This window comes from Clostridium sp. USBA 49 (assembly GCF_900167505.1).
In the GTDB taxonomy this organism is placed as follows: domain Bacteria; phylum Bacillota; class Clostridia; order Clostridiales; family Clostridiaceae; genus Clostridium_AT; species Clostridium_AT prolinivorans.
On sequence record NZ_FUYD01000002.1, the window covers coordinates 174,129 to 186,163 of the forward strand.

At 26.1% G+C, this 12,035-nt stretch carries 13 protein-coding genes and 1 other annotated feature (1 of these 14 only partly in view); of the genes, 11 read left to right on the forward strand and 2 right to left on the reverse strand.

Going from position 1 to position 12,035, the window contains the following annotated elements; translation table 11 throughout:
- Window positions 1-14: 14 nt before the first annotated feature.
- The 5 genes from dtd (at window position 15) to B5D11_RS02765 (ending at window position 4,725) form a co-directional block, all read left to right on the forward strand.
- Entirely contained in the window at window positions 15-464 is a 450-nt protein-coding gene (dtd, locus tag B5D11_RS02745; protein ID WP_078681519.1) for a D-aminoacyl-tRNA deacylase, read from the forward strand.
- 14 nt (window positions 465-478) lie between these two features.
- Complete coding sequence (locus tag B5D11_RS02750) at window positions 479-1,093, forward strand: MBL fold metallo-hydrolase (protein ID WP_078681520.1); 615 nt, start codon at window positions 479-481, stop codon at window positions 1,091-1,093.
- Window positions 1,094-1,128: 35 nt separating this feature from the next.
- On the forward strand, window positions 1,129-2,559 hold the full coding sequence (locus B5D11_RS02755) for a coproporphyrinogen III oxidase (RefSeq protein ID WP_078681521.1): 1,431 nt from the start codon (window positions 1,129-1,131) through the stop codon (window positions 2,557-2,559).
- A gap of 61 nt (window positions 2,560-2,620) precedes the next feature.
- Window positions 2,621-4,396, forward strand: coding sequence for an aspartate--tRNA ligase (gene aspS, locus B5D11_RS02760; RefSeq protein WP_078681522.1), 1,776 nt, complete (start codon window positions 2,621-2,623; stop codon window positions 4,394-4,396).
- A gap of 74 nt (window positions 4,397-4,470) precedes the next feature.
- The gene (locus B5D11_RS02765; protein ID WP_078681523.1) at window positions 4,471-4,725 is read left to right on the forward strand and encodes a metal-sensitive transcriptional regulator; all 255 of its coding nucleotides are present in this window, start codon (window positions 4,471-4,473) and stop codon (window positions 4,723-4,725) included.
- A 5-nt stretch (window positions 4,726-4,730) separates the two neighbouring features.
- Here the strand turns inward: B5D11_RS02765 and B5D11_RS02770 are convergent, their stop codons facing one another.
- Window positions 4,731-5,180, reverse strand: coding sequence for a threonine/serine exporter family protein (locus B5D11_RS02770; protein ID WP_078681524.1), 450 nt, complete (start codon window positions 5,178-5,180; stop codon window positions 4,731-4,733).
- Window positions 5,181-5,182: 2 nt separating this feature from the next.
- Window positions 5,183-5,965 (reverse strand): threonine/serine exporter family protein, encoded by a 783-nt coding sequence (locus B5D11_RS02775; protein WP_078681525.1) that lies wholly within the window; start codon window positions 5,963-5,965, stop codon window positions 5,183-5,185.
- Between the two features lie 463 nt (window positions 5,966-6,428).
- Here B5D11_RS02775 and glyA point away from each other — a divergent pair, with 463 nt between their 5' ends.
- From glyA to B5D11_RS02805, 6 genes are all read left to right on the forward strand, one after another.
- Window positions 6,429-7,661 carry a serine hydroxymethyltransferase gene (gene glyA, locus B5D11_RS02780; protein WP_078681526.1) on the forward strand — a complete coding sequence of 411 codons (1,233 nt, stop codon included), beginning with the start codon at window positions 6,429-6,431 and terminating at the stop codon, window positions 7,659-7,661.
- Window positions 7,662-8,121: 460 nt separating this feature from the next.
- On the forward strand, window positions 8,122-8,568 hold the full coding sequence (locus B5D11_RS02785; RefSeq protein WP_078681527.1) for an RrF2 family transcriptional regulator: 447 nt from the start codon (window positions 8,122-8,124) through the stop codon (window positions 8,566-8,568).
- A complete protein-coding gene (nifS, locus tag B5D11_RS02790; RefSeq protein WP_078681528.1) occupies window positions 8,561-9,745 on the forward strand; it encodes a cysteine desulfurase NifS in 1,185 nt (394 codons plus the stop codon). Before B5D11_RS02785 ends, nifS begins: the two co-directional genes overlap by 8 nt.
- A gap of 1 nt (window position 9,746) precedes the next feature.
- Complete coding sequence (gene nifU, locus B5D11_RS02795) at window positions 9,747-10,172, forward strand: Fe-S cluster assembly scaffold protein NifU (protein ID WP_078681529.1); 426 nt, start codon at window positions 9,747-9,749, stop codon at window positions 10,170-10,172.
- A 117-nt stretch (window positions 10,173-10,289) separates the two neighbouring features.
- Window positions 10,290-10,799, forward strand: coding sequence for a PRC-barrel domain-containing protein (locus tag B5D11_RS02800; RefSeq protein ID WP_078681530.1), 510 nt, complete (start codon window positions 10,290-10,292; stop codon window positions 10,797-10,799).
- Window positions 10,783-11,796 (forward strand): AI-2E family transporter, encoded by a 1,014-nt coding sequence (locus B5D11_RS02805; RefSeq protein WP_078681531.1) that lies wholly within the window; start codon window positions 10,783-10,785, stop codon window positions 11,794-11,796. The genes B5D11_RS02800 and B5D11_RS02805 overlap by 17 nt, the downstream gene beginning before the upstream one ends.
- 72 nt (window positions 11,797-11,868) lie before the next feature.
- Window positions 11,869-12,035, forward strand: a binding site (T-box leader); it runs 21 nt beyond the window's last position.

Sequence of the window (12,035 nt, forward strand, 5' to 3'; positions counted from 1 at the left end):
AGGAGTGAAAAATAGTGAGAGCTGTAGTTCAAAGAGTAAGGTCTTCAAGCGTTATTGTAGAAGGTAAAGTTGTTGGAGAGATTGGTGCTGGCCTAAATGTGCTAATTGGGATATCAAAAGAAGATACTATAGAAGATATAGTTTATTTAAAAGATAAAATTTTAAATTTGAGAATTTTTGAAGATGAAAATGGTAAAATGAATAAATCTTTATTGGAAGTAGAAGGGGAACTACTTGTAGTTTCCCAATTTACATTATATGGTGATTGTAGAAAAGGACGAAGACCTAATTTTATGGGAGCACTTGGAGGGGAAGAAGCAGAAAAACTTTATAATGAATTTATATTTGAATGTAAAAAGACTTTAAAAAAGGTTGAAACAGGCATATTTGGAGCTGAAATGATTGTAAATATTGAAAATGATGGTCCTGTTACACTTTTAATAGATAGTAAAAAAACATTTTAATGAGGTGACTTATCATGATAGTCAAACGAATACCAGTAGGAATATATGCTGCCAATTGTTATATTTTAATTGATGATATTACAAATGAATGTGCAATAATCGATCCTGGAGAGAATGGGGATGAGCTTGTAGAATACATAAAATCTTTAAATGTATTAGTTAAATTTATTCTTTTAACCCATGGTCATATAGATCATATAGGAGCGGTTGGGCAACTTAAAGAAGCTTTTGGTGTAAAGGCTTATATAAATAAAAATGATGGAGAACTTATACAAAATGGAGAATTTATGTTCGGACCTTTAAAATTTAAAGGCAAAGATGTAACATTTAATATGGATGTTGAAGATGGGAAAGTTTTTAATTTAGGGAATTTATCTATAGAATGTATAGAAACTCCAGGTCATAGCCCTGGAGGAGTGTGTTATAAAGTTGATGATAAATTATTTACTGGAGATACTTTATTTTTGCGTTCAATTGGGAGAACTGATTTAAGCGGTGGTAATTTCGATGTACTTATAAAAAGTATAAAAAATAAATTATTTACTCTAAATGATAATTTTATTGTATTTCCAGGTCACGGTGCTCAAACTAATATAAAATATGAAAAAGAAAATAATCCTTTTATATAGTATTTTAAATTTATAATATAAAAAATTTAGGAGTAATTATGATAAAAGTATATTTAAATGATATGAAATTTAGATATGAAGTATTTCAAATTATTAATTTGTACTATACTTTAGAAAATATTGTATTTGTAGATGAAGAAGGAGATATAAATATTATAATTGATGATAAAAAAATAATTATAAGTTCTTATAATAATAAATTTGAATTTATAAAGGATTATAAATTAACTTCTAAAGAATCTATAAATTTAGCATTATTTTCTTTTTTAAAAAATGCAACAAACAAAGAATTTCCATGGGGAACATTAATTGGAATTAGACCTAGTAAAATTGCTTTAAGTTTAATTCAAAATGGTAAAACCGAAGAAGAAATAATAAAATACTATAAAGAACATTATAATACAAAATTAAATAAAGCTAAATTATGTATAGATATTGCGAAATCTGAAGAAAAATTTATTAATAAAGATTCTAATACTATAAGTATATACATAGGTATGCCATTTTGTCCCACACGATGTTTATACTGTTCATTTACTTCTAACCCTATATCAAGATGCAACAAATTGGTTAATCCATATTTAGTTGCGTTGAAAAAGGAGATATCTACTATTATAAATTTTATAAAAGAAAAAAATTTAAAAATTCAGTGTGTATATTTTGGTGGAGGAACTCCTACTTCCATAAATGATTACGAGTTTTATGATATAATGGAATTTATATATGATAATTTAATAAATAAAATGGATATTCAGGAATTTACAGTTGAATGCGGTAGACCGGATAGCATTACAGAAAATAAGCTTAAAACTATGAAAAAGTTTGAGGTAGACAGAATAAGTATAAATCCTCAAACTATGAATGATGACACTTTGAAAAAAATAGGAAGAAATCATACTTCTTTGGATGTTGTTGATAAATTTAATTTAGCTAGGGAGTTAGGATTTTCTAATATAAATATGGATATTATAGTTGGGCTTATGGGAGAAAAGTTAGAACATATTAATAAAACTTGTAAAAAAATTAAAGAACTTAATCCAGATAGTATAACAGTTCATGGGTTATCTATTAAAAGAGCATCTAAATTACATGAAAATTTAATTAATAAAAATAAACTAGAAGAATTAAGTCAAAAAGAAATAAATGATATGTATGAAGAAACAGTATTATTAGCAAATGATTTAAACATGAAACCATATTATATGTATAGACAAAAGAACATGTTCGGCAACATGGAAAATATAGGATATGCAAAGCAGAGAAAAGAAAGTATATATAATATACAAATGATTGAAGAAAAACAAAGTATAATAGCATTTGGAGCAGATGCAGTTTCTAAAATTGTATTTTTAGATGAAAATAGAATAGAAAGGTTTGCTAATATAAAAGATGTAAATGAATATATTAATAGAATTGATGAAATGATAAACAAAAAAATTAATTTGTTAAAAAGTTTATATAATTAAATAATTTATATTTATCAGTCATTTAACTGACTATAAGCTTATTATACGAGGAGGAATGAAAATGGGAGAAGCACTTTTAGGATTGAAAAGAACGATAATGTGCGGAGAACTTAAAGAAAACAATGTTGGGCAAACAGTTACAGTTATGGGATGGGTACAAAGAAAAAGGAATTTAGGAGGATTAATTTTTGTAGATTTAAGGGACAGAAGTGGAATTTTACAAGTTGTATTTGGTGATACTATAGATAATAATGCTTTTATAAAAGCAGATGAATTAAAGTCTGAATATTGTATAGCTGTTACTGGTGAAATAGTTAAAAGAGAATCCCCAAACCCTAATTTACCTACTGGCATGATAGAGTTAAAAGGTAAAAATATAAAAATTTTATCTGAATCAGAAACTCCACCTATATATATAAAAGAAAATTTAGATGCATCAGAAAACATTAGGATGAAATATAGGTATTTAGATCTTAGAAGACCTGACATGCAAAATATTTTTAAGATAAGACATAAAGCTGCTAAATTAATTAGAGATTATTTAGATGAAAATGGCTTTTTAGAAATTGAAACACCTATACTTACAAAAAGTACTCCTGAAGGTGCTAGAGATTATCTTGTACCTAGTAGAAACTATAATGGGATGTTTTATGCATTACCTCAATCTCCTCAACTTTTTAAACAGTTATTAATGGTATCTGGATTTGATAAATATTTTCAAATAACAAAGTGTTTTAGAGATGAGGATTTAAGAGCTAATAGGCAGCCTGAATTTACTCAAGTTGATATTGAAATGAGTTTTGTAGAAGAAGATGATGTCATAGCTTTAAACGAAGGACTTATTAAAAAAGTATTTAAAGAAATACTAAATATTGAAGTAGAAACTCCTATTAAAAGGATGCCATATAAAACTGCAATGGAAAAATATGGAACAGATAAACCTGATCTTAGATTTGGAATGGAAATAATAGATATAAGTAATGAAGTAAGAAAAAGTGATTTTAAGGTATTTACTGAAGTTATTGGAAATGGAGGAAGTGTTAGAGCTATAAAAGTTGATAATTGTGCAAATATGGGAAGAAAAGATTTAGATAAGCTTTCAGAATTTGTTAAAGGATATAAAGCAAAAGGATTAACTTGGATTGCTTGGAAAGAAGATGGAATAAAATCTCCAATTTCAAAATTTTTAAAAGAAGAAGAAATAAAATTCATATTAGAAAAAACAAGTGCTAAAGAAGGAGACTTAGTTTTAATTGTTTCAGATAAAAATAAAATAGTTCTTCAAGCTTTAGGAGCATTGAGATTAGAACTAGCTAAAAAATTAGATATATTAAAAGATAATAATGAGTTTAATTTTGTATGGATTACTGAGTTTCCTTTGTTTTCATATGACGAAGAGGAAGAAAGATATGTAGCTGAACATCATCCTTTTACTTCACCTATGGATGAAGATATAAAATATTTAGATACTGATCCTCTTAAAGTAAGGGCTAAAGCTTATGATATAGTTTTAAATGGAGAAGAACTTGGTGGAGGAAGTATAAGAATACATGATACAAATTTACAAGAAAAGATATTTAATTTACTTGGATTTACTAAAGAAAAGGCTTGGGAAAGATTTGGATTTTTATTAGAAGCATTTAAATATGGACCACCACCACACGGTGGATTAGCTTTTGGATTTGATAGACTTATTATGTTTTTAAGCGGAACTGATAATATTAAAGATGTTATTGCGTTCCCTAAAAATCAAAATGCTTTTGATCCAATGACAGAAGCTCCTAATATAGTTGATAAAAAACAACTTGATGAACTTGGAATTTTGATAAAAGAATAATTTAAAATATAACTGTGCTTTTTTATAAGCACAGTTATATTTTAAATTTAATTTCTAGTTGGAGGGGAATATTAATGGATATAAAAAAAGATATGCAAAATAGATTAAGAAGAATAGAAGGACAGGTAAAAGGTATAGAAAAAATGATTGAAAATGATGCTAATTGCAAAGATATTCTTATACAAATAGCTGCAATACGTTCAGCGATAAATAAAGTTGGAGGTATGATTTTAGAAAATTATGCAAAATGTTGCATTTTAAGTGAAGAAGATGAAAATAAAGATAAAGTAGATGAATTAATGAAAGCCTTATTAATGTTTATAAAATAAAATTTCTAGCGATTGCTAGAAATTTTATTTGCTTTTAATATAAAAGTTATGACTTTAGTAACAGAGGATGCTAATAATATACCAACAGCTATAGCACCAGCACTTGATAAAGTGTTAAGTCCAGTGCTTAGGAAATTATTTATATTACCCTGAACTGATTCTAACATAGTATAATACATACCTCTACCAGGTACTAGTGTTATTATAGAACATATAGAAAAAGTTGTAACAGGAGTCTTTAAAATACGAGCAAAAATTTCAGAATATATTCCTGCAAATAATGAAGCAATAAAAAGGGAAAACAAATCAAATTTATAATATTTAAAAACAACTAAATATATACCCCATGTTATTCCCCCGCCTAATGAAGCAAAAAATAAATTTTTGCCTTTTATATTAAATAATACTCCAAATCCTAAAGAAGCAAGAAATGCATAAATTGATTTTATTATCATAATTATAAAATCCCTCCGATAATAATACCAAAATAGTCAGACCATAGTTTAATAGAAATTCCTGAACCTACAGCTATGGCTATAGCAACCAAAAAAGCCTCAGCTCCGCGAGAAAGTCCAGCAACTAAATCACCTGCTATAGTGTCTCTTATTGCATTTGTAATTGCAAGACCAGGAACTAAAAGCATTATTGAACCGATGATTATGGTATCTAAATTTTGAGCAAAATTTAATTTAACAGAAACTAAAGCTAAAAATGCAGCTATAGCTCCACCTAAAACGTTTATAAAAAATTGATTTATATTAATACTGCTTAATAATAATGAAATATATTTAATAATTATTCCGATAAAAAATGAAATTATAAAATCATATATATTTCCTCCAAAAAGTAAAGTAAAAAAAGAAGCTGCTATACCTGAAAAAAATAAAGTTGTTTTAAAATTAAATCGAGGAGTTTCTGAAATAATTTTAAGTTCCTTTTCAACAAATTCTAATGAAAGATTTTTGGATTTTATATTTCTTGAAAGATCATTAACTCTAGATATTTTTTCTAAATCTACAGTTCTATTTTTTATTCTTTTTACAAGAGATATAATTTTACCATCTCTATCTTGAGCAGATATTATTATTCCAGTAGGCATAACAAAACTTTCAGAACAAATAAGACCGTAAGCATCACAAATTCTAATTATTGTTTCTTCAACTCTATAGGTTTCTCCACCACTTTCAAGTATTATTTTACCAGCTTCAGAGGCTACACTTATTATTTTATAAATATTCATATAACCCTCCTTTTAATTTGCAAAAATAACAAATAAATTATAACATATTTTTTTGATTAATAATCAATTAAAATTAAATCTTATTTATAAATGTTTAACATTAAATCTAAGTATAATTATTAAATAATAGTTATTAATAGTTATTAATAGTTATTATAAGTATGTTTATTAGCAGAAAATATTATTATTTTATAGAATTGTATTAAACTTTAAAATAAAATATTTATAAAATGAAAAACTATTTATTTAAAAATTGTATTTTTATAAATTTTTCAAATTATGAAATATATAAATCAATTTTATATATGAAATTGATTTATAATGTCATAAAATATAAAGAATATTCAGATTAATATATTAAATGAAGAATTTTAGATAATAACTTGTCTGTTATTATTGATTAATGTTATAATAAATTTTATAAATTTCATATATAAAATATTAGTATAGGAGAGTGAAATATATGAATTTTGACAATATAAAAAAAGTCGATAAAGAAATTTTTAATCTTATTGAAAATGAAACTAAAAGACAAGAAAACAACATAGAACTTATAGCTTCTGAAAATTTTACCAGTAAAGCTGTAATGGAAGCAATGGGTTCACAGCTAACTAATAAATATGCAGAAGGCTATCCAGGGAAAAGATATTATGGCGGATGTGAAATTGTAGATAAAGTAGAAAATCTAGCAAGAGAAAGAATGAAAAAACTTTTTAATGCAGAACACGCTAATGTTCAAGCTCATTCAGGTTCACAAGCAAATATGGCTGTTTATTTTGCTATGTTAAAACCTGGTGACACAGTACTTGGTATGAATTTAAGTCATGGAGGACATTTAACTCATGGTAGCCCAGTAAATTTTTCAGGTAAAATTTTTAATTTTGTATCTTATGGAGTAAATAAAATCACAGAAGAAATTGATTATGAAGAAGTTAGAAATTTAGCTATAAAATATAGACCTAAAATGATTGTCGCAGGAGCAAGTGCTTATCCTAGAATTATAGATTTTAAAAAATTCAAAGAGATAAGTGATGAAGTAGGAGCATTTTTGATGGTAGATATGGCTCATATAGCAGGTCTTGTAGCAGCAGGAGTCCATCCTTCACCTGTTCCTTATGCAGATTTTGTTACAACAACAACTCATAAAACCCTCAGAGGTCCTAGAGGTGGGGCTATTCTTTGCAAAGAAAAATATGCAAAAGATATTGATAAATCGATTTTCCCAGGAATGCAGGGAGGACCACTTATGCATATTATTGCTGCAAAAGCAGTATGCTTTGAGGAAGCTTCTAAATATGAGTTTAAAGAATATATAAATCAAGTTGTAAAAAATGCAAAAGTACTTTCTGAAGAACTAATCAAATATGGATTTAGGCTAGTATCAGGAGGTACTGATAATCATTTGTTATTAGTAGATTTAACTAATAAAGGAATAAATGGTAAAGATGCAGAAAAACTTCTTGATAAAGCAAGAATAACCGTAAATAAAAACACTATACCTTTTGAAACTCAAAGTCCATTTATAACAAGTGGTATCAGAATAGGTACTGCAGCAGTAACTACTAGAGGATTTAAAGAAGAAGAAATGAAAGAAATTGCATATTTAATTAATAGAATAATTGAAGGAAGAGAAAATGAAATACCTATGGTACAAGAAAAAGTGGATGAAATTTGCCGTAAATTTCCTATTTATTAATAAGAAATTAATTTTTAGATGTGATAATCAAATTTAAAAATTTAATATAATTTTAATTTTTATAAAAAGATTATGTAACAATAAGCTCTAAATTAATTTCCACTATACCATTTATAGTGGCTCTAAATTTCTATTATATATAGTGATCAATATTTAATAAAAAATTTTTGTGAGATAATTATAAAAAATAAATTAAATATTACCCAGGAAATGGAAACTGCTTCAAAAGAAGCAGTTTTTTAAAGTAAGTAAAATTAATAGATAGTATTTAATGATAATAGCTTAAAAGAGATAGTATTTTGATTGATTTATTGTAAGTAAAATTATAATAGATAATTTTATAAATTAATTTTAAGTTACTTTGATATTTTTATGTTCAATATAGTTGACAGCATTACTCGGATTTGCTATTATAAATTTGAATCCATAGTAAAACACTCAAATTAAAAGGAGTGATTTAATGAAACTTTCTACAAAAGGAAGATATGGTGTAAAAGCTATGGTAGATTTAGCTATTCACTATGGCGGCGAACCTGTATCAATAAAAAGTATATCTGAAAGGCAAAAAATATCAGAATATTATTTGGAACAATTATTTTCTTCTTTAAGAAAAGCAAATTTAATAAAAAGTGTTAGAGGCGCTCAAGGTGGTTATGTGTTAAATAAAGCACCAAAAGATATTACAATATATGATATTATGGAGGTTTTAGAAGGACCTATTGAAATATCTTCATGTTTAGAAAAGAATGATTGCAATAATGTAGATTGTTGTGCTACTAGGCTTTTATGGGCAAAATTAAAAAATAGTTTTGATAGTGTAACAAAAACTACAACACTTCAAGATATATTAGATGATTACAATAGTATTAATGCTTCAAATAGTGAAGGAGTGGAGAAAAATGAATAAACCTATTTATATGGATTATGCAGCTACTACTTATGTAAAAAAAGAAGTTTTAGAAGAAATGATGCCTTATTTTTCAGAACATTATGGGAACCCATCATCAATATATTCTTTATCAAGAGATACTAAAAAAGCTATTGATTTAGCAAGAGATAGGGTTGCTAAGGCAATTAATGGAGAAAGTAATGAAATATATTTTACAGGTGGAGGTTCAGAAGCAGATAACTGGGCGTTAAAAGGTGTTGCTTTAGCTAACAAAAATAAAGGTAATCATATTATAACTACCAAGATAGAGCATCATGCAATATTACATACTTGTGAATATTTAGAAAAACAAGGTTTTGAAATTACATATCTTGATGTTGATGAATATGGTTTTGTAAATTTAGAACAATTAAAAAATTCAATTACAGATAAAACTGTTTTAGTTTCAATAATGTTTGCAAATAATGAAATAGGTACTATACAACCTATAAAAGAAATAGGTAAAATTTGCAGAGATAAAAAAGTAATATTTCATACAGACGCTGTTCAAGCAATTGGAAATGTTCCTGTAGATGTTAAAGACATGAATATTGATCTATTGTCTATGGCAGCTCATAAAATATATGGGCCTAAAGGTGTAGGAGCATTATATATAAGAAGAGGAATAAAAATAGACAATTTAATACACGGAGGAGCTCAAGAAAGAGGAAAAAGAGCAGGTACAGAAAATGTACCTGGAATTGTTGGACTTGGGAAAGCTATAGAAATTGCAATTTCAAATATGGAAGAACATAATAAAAAACTTTCAAAATTAAGGGATATGCTTATAGAAGGGCTTTTAAAAATTCCATATACGAGATTAAATGGTCCAATAAATGAAAATAGACTTCCAGGTAATGTGAATGTTTGTTTTAGATTTATAGAAGGTGAAGCAATCCTTCTGCTTTTAGATAGTATGGGAATATGTGCTTCAAGTGGCAGTGCATGTACTTCAGGTTCATTGGATCCATCTCATGTTCTTCTTGCAATTGGACTTCCACATGAAATTGCACATGGCTCTTTAAGGCTTAGTTTAGGTGATTCTAATACTGAAGAAGAAGTACAATATGTAATTAAAACTGTTAATAATGTAGTTAAAAGGCTTAGAGATATGTCACCACTTTGGGACGACTTTATAAAGAAAGGGGAACTATAATATGTATAGCGAGAAAGTTATGGATCACTTTATGAATCCTAGAAATGTAGGAGAAATACCTAATGCAGACGGGGTAGGAGAAGTAGGAAATGCAAAATGCGGAGATATAATGAAAGTATATCTTAAAATAGAAAATGATATAGTAGTTGATGCTAAATTTAAAACATTTGGTTGTGGTTCAGCTATAGCTTCATCTAGTATGGCTACTGAACTTATTAAAGGCAAAACAATTGATGAGGCTTGGAAACTTACAAATAAAGCAGTAGCAGAAGCTCTTGATGGACTTCCACCAGTTAAGATGCATTGTTCTGTTCTTGCAGAAGAAGCTATTCATAAAGCAATAAATGATTATAGAGCTAAAAAAGGATTAGAATTATGGGATTATAAAGAACATGATGATATTCATGACCAAGTTCATGGAGAATAATTAAAAAATATAACTCTTTTAAAAGAGTTATATTTTTTTGTTTTTTGGTAAAAATATTAAAATAGTAAATCAATGTTTAGTTCTAAATTAAATATAAATTTAGTCTGAGGGTATGTTATGTTTAGAGTGAAGGATTTTATTTTAATGGATGTAATAGACATAAAAGGTAAAAAAATAGGTTTTATAAAAGATATAATAATAGATTTTAATAAAGGAGAAGTAAAAGGATTTGTTATTTCACCGTATAATCTGTTCCTAGGCAATAGAATTATATTAAAACCAAACATTATTTCATTTAATAAAGCTATGGTTATAAATGGGTGGAGTAAAGATGAGTTTTTAACATTTTCAAGTATTAAAAATATGGACGTTAAAAATAAATATGGAGATATTATTGGAATTGTGGAAGATCTCCTATTTCATGAATTTACATTTAAAATAAAAGGAATAATAGTATCTTTAGGAATATTAAAAAATTTTATGATAGGGAAAAAAATATTATTAATTAATAGTGTTATATTAGGAGAAAAATATATATTAAATTATAAAGATTATAATAAAGTTGATTTTATAAGTATTCCACATAAATTATTTATGGAAGTTGAAAGTCATGAAAAAAATATATAAATCTATTATAATATACATAATATTTTTCGTTATATTATATATATCACTAAAAAGTTCTGTCATAAAAGAAGTTTATTATTTAGTTTTTGTATCATTTATAATATCTTACTGCCTTCGTCCATTAACCCAAATATTAACTCATAGAGGTATTAGTAAAAAAATCTCGGTTGTTTTAATACTATTTATGTTTGTTATTTTTATCTTAGGTACATTTATTATATTAATACCATCAATTTTTAAAGAAAGTTTAAATATGAGTTTTGCATTTTCACAAATAAAAATTTTTATAGGTAACTTTTATGAAAAATTAAAGCTATTGAGTAATAACAAAACTATATATGCTATATTAGATACAATATATTCAAATATTAATAAAATAGTTATAGATATTTTTAATAAAATGTTTAATGGAACTTTAAAAATAGGAGAAAATATATTATCTCTAGCTGTTGTTCCTATAGTAGTATATTATTTTTTAGTAGATAGTGAAATTATATCTAATAAATTTTTTATTTTGTTTCCACCTAAATGGAGAAACATAGTAAAAAAAACATTCGAAGATATAGATAAAATATTAGGTAGATATATTATAAGTCAATTTATTTTATGTGGCATTATAGGAATATTAACTTTCATTGTATTATTAATATTAAAAGTTGATTTTCCAATTATATTATCACTTTTAAATGCTTTTTTTAATATTATACCTTATTTCGGACCTTTATTTGGAGCAGTACCTGCTGTATTAATAGCTTTTTTATCTTCTACTAAAAGTGCTGTATGGACAGCAATAGCTCTTTATGCTATACAACAATTAGAAGGAGATATTATATCCCCTAAAATAACAGGTGATAGCGTAAGTATGCATCCTTTAGCTGTTATTATTTTAATAATAGTTGGTGGAAAAATAGGTGGAATGATAGGAATGGTATTAGCTGTTCCTCTTGGAGTTATTATAAAAATACTTTATGAAGATTTAAATTATTATTTGTTTTAAAGACAAATTTCTAAAATTTATACTTATTATTGACATCTAAAATATTTTAACTTATAATTTTTATAAATTATATATTTGGCTATGAAAGGAAGGAGTAATTATATCTAGTTATTTAGAGAGGAAGTGGTCGGTGTAAACTTCTTAACAGATATTTTGAAGCAGTCCTGGAGCTATATTTTTACAAGTGATACAATTATGATATTTTATATTTTCATAATTGTATAATTAGGGTGGTACCA

Coding starts and splice junctions, on each gene's coding strand:
- B5D11_RS02750 (WP_078681520.1), top strand. CDS start 479: ATGATAGTCAAACGAATACCAGTAGGAATATATGCTGCCAATTGTTAT.
- aspS (WP_078681522.1), top strand. CDS start 2,621: ATGGGAGAAGCACTTTTAGGATTGAAAAGAACGATAATGTGCGGAGAA.
- B5D11_RS02765 (WP_078681523.1), top strand. CDS start 4,471: ATGGATATAAAAAAAGATATGCAAAATAGATTAAGAAGAATAGAAGGA.
- B5D11_RS02770 (WP_078681524.1), bottom strand. CDS start 5,180: ATGATAATAAAATCAATTTATGCATTTCTTGCTTCTTTAGGATTTGGA.
- B5D11_RS02775 (WP_078681525.1), bottom strand. CDS start 5,965: ATGAATATTTATAAAATAATAAGTGTAGCCTCTGAAGCTGGTAAAATA.
- glyA (WP_078681526.1), top strand. CDS start 6,429: ATGAATTTTGACAATATAAAAAAAGTCGATAAAGAAATTTTTAATCTT.
- B5D11_RS02785 (WP_078681527.1), top strand. CDS start 8,122: ATGAAACTTTCTACAAAAGGAAGATATGGTGTAAAAGCTATGGTAGAT.
- nifS (WP_078681528.1), top strand. CDS start 8,561: ATGAATAAACCTATTTATATGGATTATGCAGCTACTACTTATGTAAAA.
- nifU (WP_078681529.1), top strand. CDS start 9,747: ATGTATAGCGAGAAAGTTATGGATCACTTTATGAATCCTAGAAATGTA.
- B5D11_RS02800 (WP_078681530.1), top strand. CDS start 10,290: ATGTTTAGAGTGAAGGATTTTATTTTAATGGATGTAATAGACATAAAA.
- B5D11_RS02805 (WP_078681531.1), top strand. CDS start 10,783: ATGAAAAAAATATATAAATCTATTATAATATACATAATATTTTTCGTT.